At 39.8% G+C, this 23,944-nt stretch carries 19 protein-coding genes; 11 read left to right on the top strand and 8 right to left on the bottom strand.

What is annotated here, in order from left to right:
* The first annotated feature begins 385 nt into the window (after positions 1 to 385).
* On the top strand, positions 386 to 577 hold the full coding sequence (locus ACUN24_RS21205; protein ID WP_132396397.1) for a hypothetical protein: 192 nt from the start codon (positions 386 to 388) through the stop codon (positions 575 to 577).
* A gap of 163 nt (positions 578 to 740) precedes the next feature.
* Positions 741 to 1,418 carry a LytR/AlgR family response regulator transcription factor gene (locus ACUN24_RS21200; protein WP_445564332.1) on the top strand — a complete coding sequence of 226 codons (678 nt, stop codon included), beginning with the start codon at positions 741 to 743 and terminating at the stop codon, positions 1,416 to 1,418.
* Positions 1,419 to 1,569: 151 nt separating this feature from the next.
* On the opposite strand, the gene fumC is transcribed toward ACUN24_RS21200, so the two are convergent.
* The 8 genes from fumC to ACUN24_RS21160 form a co-directional block, all read right to left on the bottom strand.
* Positions 1,570 to 2,988: a class II fumarate hydratase gene (gene fumC / locus ACUN24_RS21195; protein WP_445564331.1), complete on the bottom strand. Its 1,419-nt coding sequence runs from the start codon at positions 2,986 to 2,988 to the stop codon at positions 1,570 to 1,572.
* 14 nt (positions 2,989 to 3,002) lie between these two features.
* Complete coding sequence (locus ACUN24_RS21190) at positions 3,003 to 3,368, bottom strand: hypothetical protein (RefSeq protein WP_445564330.1); 366 nt, start codon at positions 3,366 to 3,368, stop codon at positions 3,003 to 3,005.
* The gene (mqo, locus tag ACUN24_RS21185; protein ID WP_445564329.1) at positions 3,365 to 4,936 is read right to left on the bottom strand and encodes a malate dehydrogenase (quinone); all 1,572 of its coding nucleotides are present in this window, start codon (positions 4,934 to 4,936) and stop codon (positions 3,365 to 3,367) included. Before mqo ends, ACUN24_RS21190 begins: the two co-directional genes overlap by 4 nt.
* A 392-nt stretch (positions 4,937 to 5,328) precedes the next feature.
* Entirely contained in the window at positions 5,329 to 5,712 is a 384-nt protein-coding gene (locus ACUN24_RS21180; protein ID WP_445564328.1) for a nuclear transport factor 2 family protein, read from the bottom strand.
* A gap of 148 nt (positions 5,713 to 5,860) precedes the next feature.
* Positions 5,861 to 7,813, bottom strand: coding sequence for a sigma 54-interacting transcriptional regulator (locus tag ACUN24_RS21175; RefSeq protein WP_445564327.1), 1,953 nt, complete (start codon positions 7,811 to 7,813; stop codon positions 5,861 to 5,863).
* A 179-nt stretch (positions 7,814 to 7,992) separates the two neighbouring features.
* Complete coding sequence (locus ACUN24_RS21170; RefSeq protein ID WP_445564326.1) at positions 7,993 to 9,909, bottom strand: sigma 54-interacting transcriptional regulator; 1,917 nt, start codon at positions 9,907 to 9,909, stop codon at positions 7,993 to 7,995.
* Between the two features lie 6 nt (positions 9,910 to 9,915).
* Positions 9,916 to 12,270, bottom strand: a complete 2,355-nt coding sequence (locus ACUN24_RS21165) for a tetratricopeptide repeat-containing sensor histidine kinase (RefSeq protein ID WP_445564325.1) — start codon at positions 12,268 to 12,270, stop codon at positions 9,916 to 9,918.
* Between the two features lie 6 nt (positions 12,271 to 12,276).
* Positions 12,277 to 13,968 (bottom strand): sigma-54 interaction domain-containing protein, encoded by a 1,692-nt coding sequence (locus ACUN24_RS21160; protein WP_445564324.1) that lies wholly within the window; start codon positions 13,966 to 13,968, stop codon positions 12,277 to 12,279.
* Positions 13,969 to 14,787: 819 nt separating this feature from the next.
* Here ACUN24_RS21160 and ACUN24_RS21155 point away from each other — a divergent pair.
* From ACUN24_RS21155 to ACUN24_RS21115, 9 genes are read left to right on the top strand one after another with little or no spacing between them, the layout of a single operon-like run.
* Entirely contained in the window at positions 14,788 to 15,420 is a 633-nt protein-coding gene (locus ACUN24_RS21155) for a hydrolase (RefSeq protein ID WP_132396385.1), read from the top strand.
* A 16-nt stretch (positions 15,421 to 15,436) separates the two neighbouring features.
* Complete coding sequence (locus tag ACUN24_RS21150; protein ID WP_445564323.1) at positions 15,437 to 16,816, top strand: alginate export family protein; 1,380 nt, start codon at positions 15,437 to 15,439, stop codon at positions 16,814 to 16,816.
* Positions 16,817 to 16,827: 11 nt separating this feature from the next.
* The gene (locus tag ACUN24_RS21145; RefSeq protein WP_445564322.1) at positions 16,828 to 17,121 is read left to right on the top strand and encodes a hypothetical protein; all 294 of its coding nucleotides are present in this window, start codon (positions 16,828 to 16,830) and stop codon (positions 17,119 to 17,121) included.
* 34 nt (positions 17,122 to 17,155) lie between these two features.
* On the top strand, positions 17,156 to 19,048 hold the full coding sequence (locus ACUN24_RS21140) for an amidohydrolase (RefSeq protein ID WP_445564321.1): 1,893 nt from the start codon (positions 17,156 to 17,158) through the stop codon (positions 19,046 to 19,048).
* Positions 19,049 to 19,051: 3 nt separating this feature from the next.
* Positions 19,052 to 19,486 (top strand): DoxX family protein, encoded by a 435-nt coding sequence (locus tag ACUN24_RS21135; protein ID WP_445564320.1) that lies wholly within the window; start codon positions 19,052 to 19,054, stop codon positions 19,484 to 19,486.
* Between the two features lie 22 nt (positions 19,487 to 19,508).
* Positions 19,509 to 19,982: a Dps family protein gene (locus ACUN24_RS21130; protein WP_445564319.1), complete on the top strand. Its 474-nt coding sequence runs from the start codon at positions 19,509 to 19,511 to the stop codon at positions 19,980 to 19,982.
* A gap of 11 nt (positions 19,983 to 19,993) precedes the next feature.
* Positions 19,994 to 20,683: a YoaK family protein gene (locus ACUN24_RS21125; RefSeq protein ID WP_445564318.1), complete on the top strand. Its 690-nt coding sequence runs from the start codon at positions 19,994 to 19,996 to the stop codon at positions 20,681 to 20,683.
* Between the two features lie 53 nt (positions 20,684 to 20,736).
* Positions 20,737 to 23,001, top strand: a complete 2,265-nt coding sequence (locus tag ACUN24_RS21120; RefSeq protein WP_445564317.1) for a tetratricopeptide repeat-containing sensor histidine kinase — start codon at positions 20,737 to 20,739, stop codon at positions 22,999 to 23,001.
* A gap of 5 nt (positions 23,002 to 23,006) precedes the next feature.
* Complete coding sequence (locus ACUN24_RS21115) at positions 23,007 to 23,942, top strand: ring-cleaving dioxygenase (protein WP_445564316.1); 936 nt, start codon at positions 23,007 to 23,009, stop codon at positions 23,940 to 23,942.
* Positions 23,943 to 23,944 lie beyond the last annotated feature (2 nt).

The raw sequence follows: 23,944 nt of genomic DNA, 5'->3' as shown, positions 1-23,944 counted from the left end.
GATAAACAGTATTATTTGTCTATTTTAAGTCTGTCTGACTGGCCGCATTTCGTTTATTTACGATGTTAATGGTAAATCATATCATACCGTATCCTTAACTGTATTTTCGGTTATTATCGCTTTCGCTTAATTCTGCCTGAAGATTAGTTATTCAACAGCTTTGAACTCCAACAATTACTTACATTAATTCCCATTTCCTAAGAGATGGCTCATAAATTAACTTTATTTCGTTAGATAATTATTTATTAAATTTCTTAAGTGTTTGTAAATCAAATTTTTGTGTTTTGGATAGCTTTTTGAATATGCTAGTTGTCAATGATATCATCAACGTATAACCGATGAGAGATTGCTTTAACCTTAAAATAAAACAATAAAATCAATTATTATGAAAAATCCAGAAGAAGAGCAGAATATTGATGACAGAGAAATTTCTGAGGCAGACGATCAGGAAAGCCAAAAAGATATTCACTCAAATGGTTATGAGCCGGTACAAGAGAATAATGTTCAGGCAGATAAAGACATACTGGAGCAATCCTACCGTGCCTCTGAATCTGCTCACACCCTTAATCCGGACTAACATTGCATACTCAGGCAAGTTTATTCTTGCCTGGTATCAATATCTAACAGTTTACAATAATTTATATCACCTAGAGAATCAATCCTTTCCGGCGCATAAGCTACAATACCTACAGGGTACTTTACCTACCATGCCCCGGATGGTTTTAAATTAAATTATCCATATGACAGCTTTGATAACTGACGATAATACAATGGCTAGTGCACTCATCAGCAGGCTGACAAGTGAAGTCAGCGATTTGCAGATAATCTGTAAACACTGTAGTCCAAACGAAGCATACAATCATATTGAGCAGACTATTGGTTCCTCAATAAGTATAAATACAACTCTGTTAAATCAGGCAGAGCGAGGCCAACATCTTAATCGGGTTGATAAAGTCTTTGTTTTTATAACACCTCAACAAATGGTGAGCACTATTAAAAAATATCCACAAGGCTTTCAAGTGCCTGCCTCCCCCCAATATTATGGACACTCACCCCACAACAAATATTTAGAAGCATCGCACACTGCTTTGCCACATCCGTCAAATAACGACTGCATTTTTATACGGGACAACAGCGTCATCAGGAGACTAAATACAGCTGATATATTGTATTTAGAGGCAATGGGTGACTACGTTAAATTTCATACTGACAAAAAGATTTATACCATTCATTGTACGTTAAAGTCTGCTGAACTTCGCTTGCCTGCACATAAATTTTTACGCGTACACCGCTCATTCATTATAGCCCTTAATAGGCTTGATAGTGTTCAGGACGGCGGGCTTATTATAGGGGAGCGTTTCATCCCGGTTGCTGATAATTACCGGAAAATTCTTCATCAGAGAATGAATGTTCTCTAAAATTGATCTTTTTTTGAACAGCATTATAACAGCTATTTAATTTCTGCATTGACCTTTAATCCCTGTATTCCGGGATTAAAGGTTCTGTTATATATATTACTGTTCCGAATCTTGCTTTGATGAATCATTTTCTTCAGCTTGCCATTCAACATCATACCATCTTTTTAGGATCTACAATCCTGTCAAAATTTTTCTCATCTATATAGCCACTTGCAAGGGCTGCTTCCTTAAGTGTAAGATTTTTGTCCATCGCAGCGTGTGCAATTGCAGAAGCTTTATCGTAGCCAATCTCCGGACTAAGTGCAGTAACTAACATGAGTGACCTATTTAAAAATTCTTCAATTCTTGGCAAGTTAAGTTCTGTTCCTTCGACGGAAAACATCCGGAATTTTTCAGCTCCGTCTGCAAGTATGCCGGCAGCATGCAAGAAATTATTGATGACGATGGGTCTCATGGCATTGAGTTCGAAATTGCCCTGGCTGCCTGCAAAAGCAACGGCATTATCTTCTCCTATAACCTGAATGCATATCATAACCATTGCCTCACATTGAGTAGGATTTACTTTTCCGGGCATGATGCTAGACCCAGGTTCGTTCGGGGGGAGAATAAGTTCTCCTATGCCGCACCGGGGGCCTGAGGCCAGCCACCTCATATCGTTAGCTATCTTCATCAATGCCACCGCTAAACCCCTTAATCCCGACATCGCGGCTACCATCGCATCCAGAGATCCCTGGGCAGCAAATTTATTCGGAGCCGTTATAAAGGGCTTTCCTGTTAGCATCGCAATTTGGCCTGCTATTTTTTCTGCAAATCCTGCCGGGGCATTAAGTCCTGTACCAACAGCCGTTCCGCCTGCCGCAATTTCAAGAAGCTTTATTCTGCTTTCTTTAACACGTTCGAGAGCAGCATCAAGTTGAGTAGCGTATCCAGACCATTCCTGACCAACTGTAAGTGGTACTGCATCCTGCAAATGTGTACGGCCAATTTTAACAACATCCCTCCATTGGTTTGATTTAGCAACTATGGCCTCTTTGAGTTTCTCTATTACCGGAACCAGTTTATTATCTATAAACAATATGGCCGCGATGTGCATTGCAGTCGGAAAACTGTCGTTTGAAGATTGACCCATGTTCACATGATCATTGGGGTGAACGGGTTTTTTACTGCCTAGTTCCCCGCCGAGTAATTGAATGGCCCTGTTTGAAATGACTTCATTTACATTCATATTTGATTGGGTGCCTGAACCAGTCTGCCATACATATAGCGGGAATTCCGAATCCAGTTTTTTATTGATAACCTCATCTGCTACAGCGGCTATAGCATTAGCAATTTCGGAAGATAATCTGCCATCGCTTTGATTGACCAAAGCTGCGGCCTTCTTAACATAGCCATAAGCATGGTAAACCTCTTTTGGCATTTTATCATTTCCAATAGAAAAATGTATAAGACTGCGCTGGGTCTGTGCGCCCCAGTAATGTTCTGCGGGAACCTCGATTGTTCCCATTGAATCGCTTTCATTTCGGTTGCCGGTTTGGCCGGTTCCGATTGGTTGTGAAATATTATCTTCCATGATTCCAATCCAGATTATTGGTCCTCATCGGCAATAAAGTGCGTATCCTCATTCTCTTTATAGATTACATATATACGTTTCCAGGGTTGGTCATTTAATAATCTCCATTTATGTCCGCTTCCGGTATGATCGGTGGCCAATAAGATATCCCCAGGTTCAATAATAAATGTTTCCCCAGTCTTTGTGCTAAATTCCAGGATACCGGTCAGGGTAATTACATATTGCGGAATCGGGTCATTGTGCCAGTCGAAAGAGGAATTGGCAGCAGTTTCTTTAAAGAGCGTGTGATCTGCCTGAACCAATGCACCCTCACTAATGCGACCACGTTTGAAATGTGAGTGCCCGTCGGCGCCTGTATAAAGAAGATATGCTCTGATCATGACGTTACATTTTTAATGTTTAGAACTTCTGCAGTTTTTTTTCTGATATCAAGACATAATGATGGATTATCTACCAGGGATTGTCCATAGGATGGAATCATTTCTTTAAGCTTAGCCGTCCAGATACCGTTTTTCACTTTGTCATCAAAACATTTTTCTAGTACATCGACCATGATCGCTACTGCAGTAGATGCTCCCGGAGATGCACCAAGCATCGCGATTATGCTTTTATCTGATGCACCCACCAACTCAGTACCAAATTGTAGAATTCCTCCGTGTACAGGGTCTTTTTTGATGATTTGCACGCGCTGTCCGGCAACTTCAAGTCTCCAGTCTTCTTCTTTTACCTCTGGAAAAAATTCCCTTAAGGCAGCAAACTTCTCTTCGCTGGATTCCAACACCTGACCAATCAGATACTTTGTCAGTGCCATGTTATCCCTGCCTACCGCCAGTAAAGGAAGTATATTGTCGACATCTATCGAACCGAAAAGATCGAGGTAAGAACCATGCTTTAAAAATTTTGTTGAAAAACCTGCGTACGGTCCGAATAAAAGGGAGACTTTTCCGTCGATATGGCGCTGATCTAAATGCGGAACAGACATAGGCGGTGACCCAACTGAAGCTTTGCCATAAACCTTGGCATTATGGCGACTGGCTAAGTCCTCTCTGTCGCAACGCAACCAAACTCCGCTAACCGGAAAACCTGCATAGCCATGAGCCTCCGGTATCCCAGATTTCTGTAACAAGGGAAGAGACCCGCCGCCTGCACCGATAAATACAAATTTTGAATTAACGAGATGGTGCTCGCCCGTACTTTCGTTCCTAATCTTAGCTTCCCAATTACTGCCTTCACGCTGCAGATCCTGAACGCGATGATTATAATGAATAACTACGTTCTCTTTTCCATGCAGCGAATCCAGGAGTATCCTAGTCAAAGAACCATAATCAACATCTGTACCGGTTTGCATTCTCGTAGCTGCTACCAGCTCACCCTCATCCCGTCCTTCCATAACAAGTGGAATCCATTTCTGTATGATTTTTTTATCATCGGTAAACTCCATTCCGTGATAACATGGGTTGGCCGTTAATGCTTCGAAACGTTTTTTAAGAAAAGCAACATTTTCCGCACCTCTGACAAAACTCATATGCGGAACTGAATTTATAAAATCCTGAGGATTTTTTATAATTCCATTTTTGACCAGATAAGCCCATAATTGTCTGGAAAGATCAAATTCAGTATTTACTTGCAAAGCTTTAGAAATGTCTATAGTACCGTCTTCAAGTTCAGGGGTGTAGTTTAACTCGCAGAGGGCAGCATGGCCGGTTCCTGCATTATTCCATGCGTTTGAGCTTTCTTGTGCCGGCTTATCCAGAACCTCATAAATCCTTATTTTAAGATTTGGGTCTAATTGATTTAAAATTACGGCTAGTGTGGCTGACATAATTCCTGCTCCGATGAGCACCGCATCCTGATGATGGCCTGAAGTTGATTCTTTCATAGTTTCGTGTCTTAAATGGGTAAATGTGTTTTTAAGATAAGTTTGAGCTGATAAAGCTGCACAATGCAAATAATCCCATTGGGATAACTCTTTTATCTTAACTCATGAACTATCCCTTTGACCTAAAACTATCAATCAGGATTGCTTTTTTGATTTTCTAATCGTTCAACAGGCCAAAACTGTCGGTGAAACAGGGTAATTATCTTACCTGATATCTATGGCATTTCATGAGAACATTTACGGTTCTAAAAGAAAGTTAATTATTGGTGACGAGGCCCCCCGAACTTCCTCATAATTATGATATTTACAAATTTAATTCTCTTGTGTTCGTCAATATAGGGAACAAGCCAGCAGCTTGAGGGGCGAATTTGAATTAGATTTAGGTAGGCTAAGTGTTAATGTCAGTTTTAAATTAAGACGATTCCGGGATTAAAACAGGTAAGATAATTTCAAGTCGAAATTTAGATTTTGTCCTTTATAAGTCCGGTTTGATGAGCTATAAATTCCCAGTTATCTTCGTTTTTTTTGTATACACCAACATATACAGAATCCATTATTCTATGCTTTCCGCTAAGACTAACATCGATCTCCACATTTCCCATTATAATCAATAAGTTATTTCCGGAAAGCATGGCAGAAAGTACTTTTGTTTCGATATTGTAGTAAACATATACGCCATTGGAAATTTTATCCAGCATTTCTGTTTTGTTATCAATCAATCCACTGGAATGCCCATATGATAAGTCCCCGGAAAAAATCTTATTTAATACTTCAAGCTCCTTTGAAATCATTGCTTTCGACCGATTCATTTCGAGGTGTTTCGCTAAAGAAAGTTGACTATCCATTTATTATTTGTTTACCAGTTTACAGTTGAAAAAAATCTGAATAACAGCAATTAAAATACAAGATTTATTAAGAGTAGCCGTTAAGGAAGTTGGTGTATTCAGCGTATATTTTATTTCAGCACGAATTAATAATTTGATTACATAAAACCTATTTCACAAACTCGAATTTTATACCGAGTTTTTTGATCTTTGAATTTAATGTAGTTGATGGTATATTGAGTACTTCTGCAGCACCGCCAGGACCGAATATTTTACCTTTACATATATTTAATATTCTCAATATATGTTCTCTTTCCATTTCTTCCATCGTTTTGATGTTTGGATGCTCATCGCCAGTAAATCCTATCGTGTTCAGCGGTTCTGGAAGATCAATTTTGGTTATCGTTTCCCCTTCAGTTAACAACATCGATCTTTCAATCAAATGTTCCAATTCCCGAATATTTCCAGGCCAGTCGTATTGCTGTAATTCATTTAGTGCTTCTGCGGAAATTCCGTTTACCGCAGACAAGCCTTTGCTGCCATATTTATCAATAAAATGTGCGGCCAGAAGAGGAATATCTTCCTTACGTTGTCTCAACGCGGGCAATTCGATAGGGAAAACATTTAACCGATAGTACAAATCCAACCTGAACCTGCCTTCAGATACTTCTTTTTCAAGATTCCGGTTGGTAGCGGTGATAATCCTGACATTTATTTTTTTTGTATGGTTGCCACCTAGCCGCTCAATTTCTTTTTCCTGAAGCACCCTTAATAATTTTACCTGTGCCTCCAGAGGAAGTTCGCCTATCTCATCTAAAAAAATAGTACCACCGTCAGCTTGTTCGAATTTGCCGATCCGCTTATCGTTTGCTCCCGTAAACGAGCCCTTTTCATGGCCGAAAAGTTCCGACTCAATCAATGTTAAAGGTAAAACTGCACAATTAACCGTAATCAGTGGTTTGGTTTTTCGGGGAGATAGTTTATGAATTGTTTGCGCAATTTTTTCTTTACCAGTACCACTTTCGCCTAAAATGAGTACCGAAGTATTATCTGGCGCAACCAGTTCGACTTTTTTGAAAGCAGCATGTAGCAAGATACTATCGCCTATAATGCCGTTAAAATCTTTTGGAATCTGAAGGTGCTCTCTTATAGTGATGGGGTCTTCAGCTGTACGTAAAACCGGTACAGGGATTTCAGGCGCGATATCCTTCCCATAAATAACTTGCTCTAAAATCAGTTCCATGCTTTTCTTAAGCTGATTGATAATTCCTGTATGAACTTTGGAATATAGATCAGAAAGATGATTAAAGAAAACAAATTGGAATTCCTCACCATTTCTTTCAATTTCGGTAACCAGGGCAGATTCAAACTTATAATGATCCGAAAGTAGCTGTATCCATGGGCTTTCCATCCTCAGTTTTCTAAAATCATATCCGTTAAAGAACGGTTTTCCATTATAAGCAACAGCGGTTGAATTCCATGCTTTAAAATCACGATTTGAGATATTTACTTCTTTTAGTAAATTTTCAGTATTCAGCTTGCTGAATCTGCCATCTGCCATGCGGACTACATAGGTATCTTTTGTACTTGTCCATGGATTTGATTTGGTAATCCAAAAGAAATCAAAAGGAACAACAGGATGCAGTACGGCACTGATCTGTTTCAGTCGTTCTGCAACCAATTCCTGCTTTCCGGCAATATACTCAATCTGTTTGTGTATTGATGGTTCTGTATGTTGATTGTATTTTAAATTCTGCTCGTGCCTGTAGCGCGCAATATCAAGCATTACCATGAGGTCTCTTTCCCGGAAAGGCTTTACTAAAAAACCATAAGGTAAGGTCGCTTTTGCGGCTTCTAAGATGCCCTGATTGGTATTTGCGGATATATAAATAAATGGAATCCCCATTTCTGTAAGCTGACTGGCTAAATCAATTCCTGTTTTATCGCCCCGTAAAAAAATATCCAACAATATCCAGTTAGGTTCTTTAGTTGCAATTAACTCCAGGGCCTTAACCACTGATGGTGCAATTCCGCATACTTTATAGCCTGCTTTTTCAAGCATAATCCTAAGATCGTTGGCTACAATAAATTCATCTTCTACAATTAAGATCTTCTGTTTCATCTTCTATTCAGGCGAGCGTAATATAAAAAACCGACAAAAATAATAATCATTACGGTTTGAGCAGATTATACGCTCTTTTGTTCAAGAAAAATACCATTAGTTAAGCTTTTGTTAATCAGTATTTTAATAGATGTAATTTTTTTTGTGTTTATGATATATCGTCAATTTACTAAATGTCACTAACGTTTTATACCCAGCTTTTTAATTTTAGAATTCAACGTTGTCGCTGGGATACCTAATAATTCAGCTGCGCCACCGCTGCCAGCTACCTTGCCTTTGCAAAGTTCTAAAACCCTGATGATATGGTCTCTTTCGTTGTCAATAATTGTTTTTATTCCATTTTGAGTAAGAGGATCTTCTTTTTTTATCCCAAGCTCCAGATGATCGGGATTAAGCACTCCATTCGATGAAAGCAGTATGCTCCTCAGCATTACATGTTCCAGCTCTCTGATATTGCCGGGCCAGTCATACAACATCAGCCGATCCATAAAATCAGTGGGGATTTCAGCAATGTTTTTGCCTACAGCCTTTGCATGTTTCTGAAGAAAATATTCAGCCAAGAGAGGAATGTCCGTTTTTCGCATGCAAAGTTTAGGCACGTGTATCGGAAAAACATTAAGGCGATAGAAAAGGTCCAGCCTGAACCTGCCTTTTGCAATTTCTTTTTCCAGATTGAGGTTTGTTGCAGCGATTATTCTTAAATCTACTTTGACAGGCTGTTTACCACCAATCCTTTCAATTTCTTTCTCCTGTAAAACGCGGAGGAGCTTTGCCTGAAGGTCGAAAGGCATTTCGCCTATCTCATCGAGAAATATAGTGCCGCCATTTGCTTCTTCAAATTTTCCAACCCGGCTATTAATCGCACCTGTAAACGCACCTTTTTCGTGACCAAATAAAATGGATTCAATTAAATCGGCTGGCAAGGCAGCACAATTTACAGCTACAATCGGTTTTGTGTTTCGATGTGATAAACGGTGAATGCTTTTAGCGATTTCCTCTTTTCCTGTTCCGCTTTCTCCGGTAATCAATACTGATGTATCAGTCGGTGCAACAATTTTTATCTTATCTAAAACACTAAGCAAAGCCGTGCTTTTGCCGATAATATTTTCAAAATCTTTTTTAGCTAACGGATAGTCGCTTTCCTGATGTAAAACTGATTTAATTCCGGCTTTTTCAAGTTCGATAATATGCGCCAATTTTTTCTCTAAGGTACCTGATAGAAAGTTAAGCAGTTCCATATGGGCGGGTTGGTAAATATTTTCGGTTCTGCTGTAAAATGAGAAGCTGATCTGATCGCCATTTTCCAGGTAGAACGTTTTAACCAGATTGGAATAAAGATGGTAGGTGGTCGCGATTAAGTTTTTCATTGGAGCAGCCCTTTTTACCCCCTCGAAATCATCACCGATATAAATAGCATCGGCTGTTGTTTCGGGTACCAGTTGATTGATGGTGTCATAATCTGCCCTGCTTAAACCCATGTATTTTAAGAACTCATTTGCTGTAAATAAGTCGTACTGGTCAAAGTTTTTTCTGGTAATTCCAATTTCGCCATATCGTCTTTTATCTCTTGCGATACCAGAAAGTGCAATAAAATCAAAAGGAATATATGGCTGAAAGGCAGCTGAAATGGCTAAGATTTTCTTTTGCCAGCTTAAGGATTTCATCGAGATATCTACAATGAAATCCTGCATAAAGCGCTCGCTACTCATTTTCATGTTATTGCTGTTTTCCTTACGGTACCTTGCAATGTCAATGCTTAATAAAATATCGCGCTCACGGTAAGGCTTAACAATAAAGCCGTAGGGACAGGTGGACTTTGCAGCCTCAAGTACTCTCTCATTCGAATTGGCCGAGATATAAATAAAAGGAATCTCTCTTTTCATCAAGTCATGCGCCAGGTCAATACCGGTTAGCCTGCCTTTAAGGTAAATGTCTAAAAGTACCAGGCCTACCTGGTGTTTTTCCAATAGGGTCTGTGCATTTTTAACAGAATCGGCGATGCCAACAACCTGATAGCCTGCGCGCTGCAAAATCATCTGTAGGTCGTGCGCAACGATAAATTCATCTTCAACAATTAGAATTTTTTCAATCTTCATCTCTAGTTAATCAGTCAACAGGAATAAGTCTTCATTTTTATTCATAAAAATCAAGTGTAAGGAGACACCGTCTTTACTTTCCATCGTAAAAACACCGTCAATTTGGGCACTCAGTCCTTTCATTAAAATAATGCCTAATGTGTTACTCTGTTCATAATCAAAGTCGGCGGGTAATCCGATACCATTATCCTTTATTAACAGTTGATAATGATCTTCCTGACATTCTTTTAGGGTAATGATTACTTTTCCGCCATGGATATCGGGAAAAGCGTATTTAAAAATATTAGTAATTGCCTCGTTAATAATTAGGCCAAGCGGAACAGCTTTCGAAATATCGAGTTCGAGATTCAATATATTCAATTCAAAGCTGATTATTTTATCATCGTTAAGGCTTTCCTTTAAATATTCAACCAGTTCAATTATATAAGGCTTAATGTTGATGGTAGCCAGATTTTCTGTCTGATAAAGCTTTTGATGGATTAATGCAATACTTTTCAGACGGTGCTGACTTTCTTTTATGGCCTCAATTGCAGATGAATCTTCCAGGTAATAACTCTGGCTGTTTAAAAGGCTCATGGTTAGCTGCAGGTTATTTTTGACCCTATGGTGCACTTCCTTAATCAGGCCTTCTTTTTCTTCGATTAACTTGTTTTTTTGTTGAATATTAACTTCAAGTTCAGCATAAGCGCGGTCTATTTCTGCTTTTTTCCTGACCAAAATATCATGAAGTTTCTTTTTTAACCGAAACCGTCCATAGATTAAAACAAGCACAATGGTTAGAAAAGCCAGCCCGGCGATAGTGGCATTTTTGATCCATTGAATGCGGTTAAGTTCCTGACTTTGTAATTGTGATTTCTTCCTGAGGATTTCATTTTCATTCTCCTTTTGTGAAGCCTGGAATTCAATCTTCAATCGCTCGATGGTATTTAAATTCTCCTGGCTCAGCATAGAATCTCTAAGCGTATGAAAGGTTTGCAGGTGAACAATGGCCTCAGCCGGGCGATGGGTAGATAGATCTATTCTATAAAGAATTTCATTTAACCGGATCTGCCTTGGTAAAGTCATGCTGATCTGGTTTTCTCTGGCTTTTTCGGCGAATTGTGAAGCGAGCTCATATTTGTTTTGGGCGAAGTAAAACTCGCTTACAGAAAAGAAAACTGAAGTTTGAAAAGGGTTGGAATATGTTTTTAATTTAGCATCTTCCAGTAGTTTATCAAAATATTTTTTAGCCAGATCGTACTTTTTTAACGCAGCATAACACTCACCAAATGCCAGAAACATAAAATATCGGTGCCCGCTTGATGAATTGCCAACCTCGCTCCATGTTTTTTGGAGAATGGGTAGTGCCTTTTTAGCTTCACCCAGTTTAATCATTTGGCTCGTAATGGCGTAAGCCGTAATGAAACGGAATGGCGTTTTTTTGTCTTGACCGTTTAGGGTTTTACCATACCATGTAATACTCTCTTTAGCTTTACCCATAGCCTCGTAAGCAGAACCTACTCTGTTTAAATAAGTATCAAGCACTTCCTCATTGCTGCTTTGCGCTGTTTTTACGCTAAGCAAAGCATAGTTCAGCGCCTTACTGAGTTCTCCTGTTCTTTCATAGACCGCCGAAAGTAAATCGTAGGCCTTAGGAAGATCGGGGAGTTTAAATTTTTTATCCAGTGCAATAACCTCAAACAACTCTTTTATCGATAAATCAAATTTTTCTTCTTCTAAATGGAAATCTGCCATCGTTTTCAAGAGTGTAGCCTCCCTGTATTTTTCATGGAAGGAGGTGCCGATTTCTTTATATAAGGCATGTGCAGTGGCTGCCCGCTCATAAAATGTCCTGTTCGTATAATCTGAAACGGTATCCGGGACATTTATAAAATAGGAATCCCAGGCGCTGGCCTCAAGATGTTTATCGCCGATTCTTTTTGCAATAGCAATTGCTTTTTCATACATATTTGCCTGTTGCACTCTTAAATTTTTCTTATTCAAAAAATGGGCATATGCGATTAGCGTGTGGAATTCCCAGTTTAAAGATTTAAGTTGCTTGCTCAATGAGTATGCTTTTTCCAGGTAAGGCCCCGCCTTTGCCAAATTTGCCTGTTGGTTTTCCTGCTGATTGATGAAATGATTGGCGATGCTTATCATGTATTTTACCCGGTTCGTATCGGGTCTTGATTCAGAAAGAAGCGTATTTAGCTTTTGGAGTGAATCTTTAGGATTTAAGTTGTCTACCTGATTTCTGGCTGAACTGCTATAGCTCTTAACAAGAATTAAAATGAAAGCAATAAGTACAACAAAGAAAACCAGCATTTTATTAATGTAGCTTAATGTTGCAGTTTTTTTGAGCAATCTGTTTAATTCGATCATTTAATTTTACTTATTCAGGATGTGCTCCCGTTTAATTTTAAATTTTTTAATTTTTGAATTGAGGGTCGTAGCTGGGATGTTTAAAACTTCAGCAGCCCCACCAATACCAGAAATTTTGCCTTTACAGAGTTTTAATATTGACAGGATATGGTCGCGCTCGTTCTCGTGGATACTTTTTATTTTTTGCTCCTCTGAATTGTTTATAGCTTCATTTCTATCTATTTTAGGCAGGTGGATCTCTTTTAATATGCTGCCCGATGTTAATAGTATGCTTCGCTCAATCAGGTGCTCCAACTCCCTCACGTTTCCTGGCCAGGGGTAGAGCATCAGTTTGTTCAATGCACTTTTTGAAATGGCATTCACCTGTCGCCCGGTTTTCTTAGAAATGCGTTCAATGAAAAATGTTGTTAGATGGGGGATGTCATCCAGTCTATCCCTCAAAGGCGGCATTGAAATCGGAAATACGTTTAACCGGTAATAAAGATCACTCCTGAAATTCCCTTTTTCTACCTCTTTTAATAAATTCCGGTTAGTTGCGGCTATAATTCTAACATTTGTTTTAATTAGACCTTTACCGCCAATGCGCTCAATTTCTTTTTCCTGTAGTGCCCTTAGCAACTTCACCTGAAGGTCGATTGAGAGTTCCCCAATTTCATCTAAGAAAAGCGTGCCGTTATGGGCCAATTCAAATTTGCCAATCCGCCGCTCTGTTGCGCCCGTAAAACTGCCTTTTTCATGACCAAAAAGTTCACTTTCGGCAAGGCTAGCGGGAATTGCGGCGCAATTAACTCTAACCAACAATTCATTGTTGCGGAGTGATGAATTGTGTAATGCCCTGGCTATGAGTTCCTTTCCTGTTCCGGTTTCTCCAATAATCAATACAGTGCTATCAGTGGCGGCAACAGCGTCAACCAGATGAAAAATGCTTTTTAATGACTCGCTTTGTCCGATAATCTCCGTATGGTTGTATTTATGTTGGATCTCTTCTTGCAGGTAACTTTTCTCATCTTCTAGTTTTTGTTTGTATTCATTGATTTCTGTAAGTTGCTGTTCAATTTTTTCATTTGCCAAGATGTTCGAGATCGCTATTGAAATTTGCAGCGAAATGCCTTGAAGTAAATCAAAATAAATGTTCGATAAGGAGTTTGTATTTTTAGTATATAGGTAAAAGAAACCGATACAGCCCGATCGGCCGACCATTTTCAGGCCGATCATTTCTTTAATGCCTTTATTGTGCCAAAATTCCAGCCAGGCCGGTGCATCATCCCACGTTAAAACTTCTTTAACATTAAAAACAATTGGTTTTTCCGATAAGATCATCGCCCTGCACATGCCATCGTCAAGCGTATATTTTTTAGTTGATTCTGGTGCTATGCCAGTGGTTTTAAGGAAATCCTCTTTTTGGTTGTAGATAAATGCACTATGCGTTTCCTGATCATCATTGATTAAACAGATGACGAAATCATCAAAATCAAATAGTTTTTTCAGCTTTTGATCGATGACATCGAAGAGATTAGGTTTGTTGCGTATAGAGGCGATTGAGTTACTTAAAGATAACAGTACCTCGGCTTCTATTTCTTTTTGTTTAAGCTTTTCAAGTAGTAAAACATGCTCGTTTTCAAGATCGGAGATCGCATCAGTTTTTAGGTGAGTATTCGCCATGTTTCTAACTACAGACAGATTACCCTTGCTTTTCATGTAGCTAAGATAGGGTTTGTAAAATTAAATAATGATTTTTGATGCGTTAAATTGATAGCGAAATTTCGTTAGTGATTTAATTTTGCGTTGGTTTTTAATAGGTTATGTAGGTTTGTAATGTTGATATGTTTTTTATTATTTCGTTATTATTTGGTTGATTAATTAACTTATCCCGCTGATTTAGGAGATTTCGCAGAGGCAGAGGCAAATGGTTTGGTTGATTGAATGTTAAAATAAACCATTAATGGCAATTCAATATAAATGTCGTCTTTCCCGCGCAGTCGGGAATCTTAATGTTTGAAACATTTGTTGGGAATGACGATGTGATTGAAGAGATCCTGAAATAAATTACCCTTCGGTGAACTTGCTTAAGGCTCGGTTTACTGCGTAGCTTTCCGCAGTGCTACGGGTCAGGATGACGATCCAATGCACGGAATCACAATCCAAAATAGGTCGTCATTGCGAGGAGGAACGAAGAAGCAATCTTTCATGATTGCGATTTCTTCCATAAAGATTGCTTCCCCGGCTTAAAAAGCCTTCTCGCTTCCTATACTATCGAATGATGATACCAAAATAGCTGTTTAAGGAAGATTAGCTAGCCGCCTAATTCTGTGTCCTTTGTGCCCTTCTTTGTATTCTTTGTGGTTAATAAACGCATGAACTGACTTGCGCGCTTTGCGGTAAATGCCAACTTAAAATTCGTAAATCAACGATATATAGTTAACGTAATTTTCTGTGTTTGATGTAAGTTGTTGATAATTAGTTGTTTATTTGGTGGTATGTTTCTTGGAACATGGAGTAAAACAAAAATATTTAATTATGAAACCATCACCAGACTTACTTTCACCGGAAAACCATGCTTTAGTATTAATCGATTTTGAAGGACAAATGGCTTTTGCAACTAAAAGTATCTCCATTACTGAACTTCGTACCAATGTGGCGATCATCTGTGGCGCATCCAAAATCTTCAACGTGCCTACCATTGTAACTACAGTTGCGGAAGAATCGTTTTCTGGTCCTGTTTTCCCTGAAGTTGAAGAATTTTATCCTCAGGCTACTTCAAATTATATTGATAGAACTTCAATGAATACCTGGGAAGATGAACCTGCTTACAAAGCAATTACAGCAACAGGAAAAAAGAAAATTGTTTTAGCAGGCCTATGGACTGGCGTATGTATTGTTGGTCCGGCTTTATCGGCCTTATCAGAGGGCTTTGATGTTTTCGTTATCACAGACGCCTGCGGTGATGTAAGTGCTGAGGCACACGAACGGGCTGTTCAACGAATGGTGCATGCGGGTGTAAAACCAGTAACTTCTGTACAGTATCTTCTCGAATTGCAAAGAGACTGGGCCAGAACAGAAACTTATGAGCCTGTAACCACTTTAATGAAAAAATACGGTGCAGGTTATGGTATCGGCATTCAGTATGCACACAAAATGATAAAGCACTAATTGTCATTTAACACAAATGAGCATTAAATATCCCCGTTTGGCAATTCTTTTGACTTTTTGCATCTGCTTTTCTATAGCAGGTGCATACGGTCAGGGAATTAAGCTTATGCGCTATGATGAGGATTATAGTAGCCTGAAAGATTCGGTTAAGAACTTCTATAATACCTTAAAGTTTCTGCCGCTTTCGGGAAATAAAAAAGTTTACTTCAGTTTTGGTGGCGAAATTAGAGAAGAATATGCTGGCAAAATCAATGAAGATTGGATCAAAGATCAAGGTTTTAATCATTCTTTTTTACAACGCTACGTGCTTTATGCCGATTTAAATATTGGAGAAAAACTAAGGCTTTTTGCTCAGTTAAACAGTGCCCTGGAAAATGGCAGTAAGTATGGTCCAGCCCCTGTTGACGAAGACCGGCTTGCGGTTCAGAATCTTTTCGCGGAATACAGGATACTTAAAGACTCATTAAATAAATTAGCTGTTCGTATCGGTAGACAGGAAATTAATTACGGCTCTGGAAGGTTAATTTCGGTGCGGGAAGGCACCACAGTGCGACAATACTTTACAGGAGCCAAGCTGATGTATGCCTCCCCGCGATTTTCGCTTGATGCGTTTGTTTTAGAAGTTGATGAAGTTAATTTTGGGGTATTTGACAATCGTCCAAGCCATCAGGCCAATCTTTGGGGCGCTTACTCCAATCTCAATATCCGGAAAAGTGGCAACTTCGATTTCTATTATTTAGGTATCAGGCGCGATAATGCCGAATTTGAGGAAGGCATAGCAAAAGAAGTACGTCATACGCTGGCTACCCGGTATTGGAAAAGTGGCGGAGGGTTTATCTACAATCTGGAAGCTGCCTACCAGTTTGGGGAATTTGGAAGTGGTAATATCAATGCCTGGACAATGGCTTTTGAACTTGGTTACACTTTCGAAAAAACCAGGTTTAAGCCGTCCATTAATCTTCGGAATGACTATATCTCAGGAGACGAGAAAGCAGGCGATGGGAAATTACAAACTTTTAATCCACTATATCCGAAAGGCGGGTATTTTGGCTTTAACCCACTCATCGGGCCATCAAATTTAATTGATCTGCATCCCTATTTAACACTAAGCTTAACCGATAATTTAGGTGTTCAGGCAGATGTTGTTTTCAACTGGAGGTATTCCACCAGCGACGGCATCTATCGGCCGAGTGGGAATTTTAACACTGCGGGTTCCCTTTCCAGTCACCGGTTTATCGGTACCACTTATCTCCTCAGTGCAGATTATAGATTCAATAACAACCTTTCATTTAGTTGCGGAGGGCAATATTTCAAGGTAGGTGATTTTATAAAAGATATCGTACCACTCTGGGACAATTCAAAGTTTTTTAATGCTCAGATATCATACAAATTTTAAACAATAAGAAAATGAGAAATAACTTCACTAAACAATCAAAAGCTGTTATCCAAAACTTCAGGCTGGCCATTATCCTATTTTCTGTATTTGTTACAGGAACTGCATTTGCACAAAGCACCACCGCAATAGGAAAGGCAAAAGCCTGGGGTACGGTAGATGGAATCGCCATCGAAGGTGTAGTTCAGGGTCCATCTGCGCAAGTAAGCGATTTGCAAATTGCCTGCGTTTTTGAATACACTGAAGGCGATATTTTTACATCTGCCGGAGAGGGTATTCAGAAAGCGATTGCTGCAATTAAAAATTAAAATCTCAAACCGTTTCACTCCTAAAATAAATATCATGGATGCAGATATCATATTATTCAATGGCAAGGTTCATACCATTGCCAAACACAAACAAGAAATAACGGCCCTTGCTATTAAAGATGGGAAATTTATTGCCGTTGGCGGTGACAGCGATATCATGAATTTTTCGGGTTCTTCTACAAGATTGATTGATCTCGGCAAAAAAAGGGTGGTTCCGGGCATTAACGATTCGCACATTCACTTAATCAGGGGTGGATTAAATTTTAATCTGGAATTGCGATGGGATGGCGTTCCATCACTGGCTGATGCCTTGCGAATGCTTAAAGAACAGGTGGATATTACGCCGTCGCCACAATGGGTGCGCGTAGTTGGCGGCTGGTCGGAATTTCAGTTTGCCGAAAGGAGAATGCCAACGCTGGAAGAAATAAATGCTATTGCGCCCGAAACGCCTGTGTTTATTCTACATCTATATGATCGTGCTTTTATGAACCGTGCCGCGCTTAAGGCCGTTGGTTATACAAAAGATACGCCTGCGCCTCCGGGTGGAGAAATCCAGAGAGATGCGAATGGAGAACCCACCGGGTTGATCATCGCAAGCCCGAATGCCATGATATTATATTCCACTCTGGCCAAAGGACCAAAACTCTCTTACGAACATCAGGTAAATTCTACCCGTCATTTTATGACCGAACTGAACCGTTTCGGCATTACCAGTGTGATTGATGCCGGTGGCGGTTTTCAGAATTTTCCCGACGATTATAAAGTAGTAAATGAACTGAACGAACAAAAGCAACTTACCGTTCGTATTGCCTATAATTTGTTTACCCAACGACCAAAACAGGAATTTGAAGACTTTGACAACTGGACCAATACCGTAAAACTTTACCAGGGAGATGACATGTACCGCCACAACGGGGCAGGTGAGATGCTGGTTTTTTCGGCAGCAGATTTTGAAGATTTTCTTCAGCCAAGGCCAGATCTTCCTGATAATATGGAGCCGGAACTAGAACGTGTGGTGCGTTTGCTGGTCGAAAAAAGATGGCCGTTCAGGCTCCATGCCACTTACAATGAAAGTATCAGCCGTTTTCTAAATGTTTTCGAAAAGGTAAACAGAGATATCCCTTTCGCTGGTTTGCCATGGATTTTTGACCATGCTGAAACCATTGATGAGCGCAACATAGAACGTGTAAAAGCTTTAGGGGGTGGTATCGCGATTCAGAGCAGGATGGCCTATCAGGGCGAATATTTTACCGAACGTTACGGTACAAAAGCAGCACTACAAACCCCACCGGTAAAAAAGATGCTCGAAATGGAAGTTCCTGTAGGCGGCGGTTCTGATGCAACACGGGTAAGCAGTTACAATCCATGGGTTTCGATGTTCTGGTTAACGGCTGGTAAAACGGTGGGTGGCTTAAAAATCTATAATGAAGAAACCGTTTTATCGAGAGAGACTGCTTTAGAACTGTACACCCGGGGCAGTGCCTGGTTTTCGAACGAGCAGCAAAAGAAAGGCGATATACAAGTGGGCATGCTTGCCGATTTAGCGGTATTAAATCACGATTACTTCGAGGTTGGGGATGAGCAGATAAAAAGTATCGAATCTGATTTAACCATTGTTGATGGCAAAATTGTATATGCCAAAGGCGATTTCTCTTCTTTTTCGCCACCAAAAATCCCGATTCTTCCAGACTGGTCGCCAACTAAAAACTATAACGGATATTATTCTCCTACGACGCATAAAACTGAACAGCAAGGAAAAACAAAAGGGGCAAAGGGCGCAGATTCAGTTTTAGCCATGGTACACTCCTGTGTAGGTAGCTGTAACGTTCACAACCACAGTCATGATGCAGTAAGAACCAGTAACCTCCCTGTAAACAATTATACTGCATTTTGGGGCGCATTGGGCTGCTCGTGTTTTGCTTTTTAAATTATGGAAGATATCATCAAATACCTGTTGTATTCTGATTTGGGTTCAGGCCTTAACAATTGGGCTGTACTCATTTTCAGGGTATTACTTATGCTCGAACTCTTCAGGGTACATGGAATGAAAAAATTCCGTGTTCAAAACGGAGAAAAAGAGCATGTGCCCAATCCTTTGGGTTTACCGGATAAGTTGAACGGCTTAGTCGCTACGTTTTCTGATACCGTTGTGCCACTTCTGGTTGCCATCGGTTTCGGAACCAGAATTTTCCTTTTGCCATCTATAGGAGTAACGGCCATCGGCTATTTCGTAGTACACAGAAAAGATTCGATAGAGGTGCGGGATGTACCCTACATGTATACATTGGCCATGCTTTTTTTGTGGTTAACCGGACCCGGCACAATTTCAATAGATCATTATTTATTCAATACATTTTTTAATTAAAATAAACATCAAATCACAAATTATGGAAGCTAAAATTGGAATCAGTGCAGAAAACCTTGCTGAGGTTGCACATTCATTAAGTAAAATTCTGGCAGATGAGTACGTTTTATACACCAAAACCCGCAAAGCACATTGGAATGTTGAAGGGCCAGACTTTTACAATAAACACAAATTTTTCGAAGGCCAATACATGCAGTTGGAAGACATAGTGGATGAAGTTGCAGAACGTATCCGTAAACTCGGCCATTATGCGCCCGCATCGCTTAAACAGTTTCTGGAATTGACACACCTGACAGAGGACGGCCGTGGTAAAAACGATGCGCCAACCTACATCAAAATGTTATTGGCAGATCACGAAAGTATCCTGATCCATTTAAGAGAAAACATTGATAATTATGCAGGTGCGCTCAAAGACGCCGGAACAAGCGATTACATTACAGGTTTAATGGAAACACACGAAACCATGGCCTGGATGTTAAGGGCACACCTATCCTAATCATAAACACGATGGAAGAAAAACAGGGCAATATCTGGTTTGTAACCCTCATATTAACCGTCATAGCCGGTTATTGTGATACAATAACTTTTGTTGCTGCCGACAAAATTTTCTCTGCACATGTTACGGGAAACTTTATTGTATTCGCTTATCAAATAATTAAAGGATCTGATGGCGATGCATGGATCAAGCTGCTGACTTTCCCAATATTTATGCTTTCTGTTATGGCCGGAGGCTGGATATCGGCGAGATTTTCGAACATGCATTTTCTGCTTTTATGCGAGGGAGTTATTCTTTTGCTTGGCGGTGCGTTAGCATATTCATTAGGTTATATTGACAATGGTGAAGTTACGTGGCCTATGTACCTGGTTACCATGATCGTGGTTTTTGCCATGGGCCTGCAAAATGCCTTTGGGAAACTTTTTGCCAAAGAAACCTATGGACCTACCACCATGATGACTGGTAATGTTACTCAGTTTGCACTCGATATCAGGTCTTTATGTAACTCAGGTTTTAAAAATGCCGATTTCCGCTCTGGAGTAAATAAAGGTTTAATCACCTTGGGTGGCTTTTTAACCGGCTGTATCCTTGGTGCCTGGATCGGACAACTTTTTGGTTTAGTGGGTATTGTGCTGCCCGGTGTTACCATGTTAATCTGCTATTACGGTACAAAGCCGGATAAAAATGATGCTACACTTTAAACATGCCAATCAAAAATAACATAACTCATTTTTGTAAGCCGAACTTTCGGTTCTTGTTCATTATTTTCATGCTAATCAGTCCTGTCCTTACTAAAGGGCAGGGCATTAGGACGAAAAAGGAAGTAGAAGCTGCTGAAATTAAACTCCGCAGGCTTGGCCAAACCGAAAGTAAAGTCGATTTATGGATCGACCTGGGTAGCTACTACCTCAATTTGCAAGGCGAATTAAAAGCCGACCTTGCCCGGGCAATGCAACTGCGCGAACAGGCTTTTGCTTTAGCCAGCAAGATCGAATATCCTAAAGGAATTGCCCGGAGTATGGTACTCAAAGGCAATATCATCCGCGAATCGGGAGACAAGGAAGCAGGAACAAAAATTTTTGAACAGGCAATTGCTTGCGCTTCAAAGTTTAACCTGAAAGAGCAATTGGCAGAAGCATATTCGGCCATGGGTAATCTTTTCGGCAATGAAGGAGCTGAGCTTGATAAGAAAATTGCATATAACGAGAAATCCCTGGTCTTTTACCGTCAGGCTGGGAATAAAATAGAAGAAGCCAACTCGCTCAAAAACCTTGGCGATTATTACAACATCAAAGGGCAACCTGCCTATGCCATAAAATTAATGGATACTTCACTTGCCGTTTACAGGTCCATTGGTTTTAAAGAACTACAAGGAGTTTACAATAACATGTGTATCACCAAGATCAGTCTTGGTAATTTTTCAGAAGCCCTTAAGTATGGATTATTGGCTGAGAAAACTGCGGATCAACTGGCCGATACAAGTTTGCAAAGAAGCTCCATAAACAACCATTTGGGTTTAACCTATTATTACCTGCGAAACGACCAGAAAGCGCTTGATTATTGGTTAAGGGCAAAAAACATCGCTGAGCGTTACAAAGACGCAGGTTATATGCAAACCATAATTGCCAATGTAGCCACCATTTATGTTCGCATGAAAAAGTTTGAAGAAGGGATAGCTGAATTGAAAGAGCTGATCAAAAAATATCCGCCAACTGATACCCAGATGAAATTGCGCATTCCATACATTTTATTCAACACTTACTATGATATTCAGCAATATGGAAAGGCCGAGCCTTATTTCAAAACTTTAATCAAATTCCACCATGATTTGCCAAAAGATGATCCGAATCAGATCTATTTATACCGGAGTATCATCAGGAAACTGATTCACGATAAACAGTTTGTAGCTGCCGACGGCTATTTAAAAGAGCATGAAAAACAGAGTTTGCAGCAGAAAAACTTATTGGCCCTTTCGCAGTTGCACCGGCTTTGGTTTGATGTGGATTCGGCACTGAATAAGCCCTGGTCGGCAGTGGCACACTATAAAACCTATAAAAGATTAACTGATTCTATCTGGAACAACGACAAGAACAAACAGATCTCGGGTCTGGAAATCGAATTTCAGACCGAAAAAAAAGATAAAGACATTGCATTGCTCAGCCAGAAAAACCAATTACAAAAAGTTACGATCGAAAATGAGGGCAGGTTGAGGTATATATTTATCGGAGGACTTTTTATCGCCCTTATGTTTGTGGGTTTGATTTATAACCGTTATCGAATAAAAAGACGCAGCAATCTTGTTTTAGAACAAAAACAAAACGAAATCAATGCGCAGAACGAACTACTGAGGAAAATACTCAATGAGAAAGAATGGCTTCTGCGCGAAATCCATCATCGGGTTAAAAACAACCTCCAGATTGTCATCAGCCTGCTTAATACCCAGTCGGCTTACCTTGATAATGAAGATGCTTTAGTGGCCATCAGAAATAGCCAGAACCGAATGCATGCCATGTCGCTCATTCACCAGAAACTTTACCAATCTGATAATTTGGCTGAAATTGACATGAAATGGTACATTAAAGAACTGGTCGATTACATGATCGAATGTTTTGATACCGATAAGAAAATCCACTTCACCCTGGAAACAGAGGTAATTAAATTGGATGTTGCACAGGCCGTTCCCCTTGGTTTGATCCTGAACGAGGCCATTAGTAATGTGATAAAATATGCCTTTCCTATTGATAAAATTGATAAAAAAGGTAAGGTGCACATTTCTTTCCTGTTTATCGGAGAAGAAGTCTGCGAACTGAAAATTGCAGATACCGGGATTGGTTTGCCGGAAGGCTTTGTTCCTGAAAATACTGAATCACTTGGAATGAGCTTGATGACCGGCCTTACCGAACAGCTAAACGGCGAGATAAAAATGTGGAATGATGATGGTCTTGTGCTCGATGTCATCTTTAAACGTCACAACGAATTAATTACAGAAAACTCAGAACTATTAATAAATAAAAATTAAACAATATGAATAACAACATTTTAGGTCTGCATCACATTACGGCAATAGCAGGCAGTGCACAGCAAAACTTCGATTTTTATACCAAAACACTGGGCTTAAGGTTGGTGAAAAAGACGGTTAATTTTGATGACCCGGGTACTTACCACCTTTATTATGGTGATGAAACCGGATCGGCGGGAACGATCCTAACCTTTTTTCCCTGGGATGGAATTGGCCATGGAACTGAAGGTGTGGGTATGGCAACAGAAATTGGTTATTCGGTACCTGCGGGAAGTCATCAATTCTGGTTAGAAAGATTTGGGGCGGCAAACGTTAAAACAAAAGAAATTACAGAGCGTTTCGGCGAGCAGGTATTGGCTTTTAAAGATCCGGATGGTTTGTCACTGAGTTTGATCGTACCTAAAACAGCAGATATAAGGACGCCCTGGGAAACTGCTGATGTTAAAAAAGATACTGCGACAAAAGGTTTTCACAGTACCACCTTAACTTTGCAAAGTATCGATAAAACGGCAAGAATACTCACCGATTTGTTTGGTTATCGCTTATTGGTGCAGGAAGAAAACCGCTATCGCTTCATTACCGATACCGTAGCAACTGCGGCTATTGTTGATCTGTTGGAAGTGCCAGCTGGCCACAGGGGGAGAAATGCCGCCGGTACAAACCATCATGTTGCGTTCCGTGTTAAAGATGAGGCGATTCAAATGGAATTGAGGGAGCAGATTTTGAGTAAAAATTTACAGATTACCCCAAAAATTGACCGTGATTATTTTTACTCCTTATATTTCCGTGAACCAGGAGGTGTACTTTTCGAAATTGCGACCGAAAACCCTGGCTTTACTGTTGATGAGCCTTTAAATGAATTGGGTACACATTTAATGCTGCCAGGCCAACACGAGCATCTACGCGGTGATTTAGAAAAAGTACTTCCAAAATTAACTTAGAA

Source organism: Pedobacter sp. WC2501, from assembly GCF_052682415.1.
This window is presented reverse-complemented; position numbering and strand designations above follow the sequence as displayed.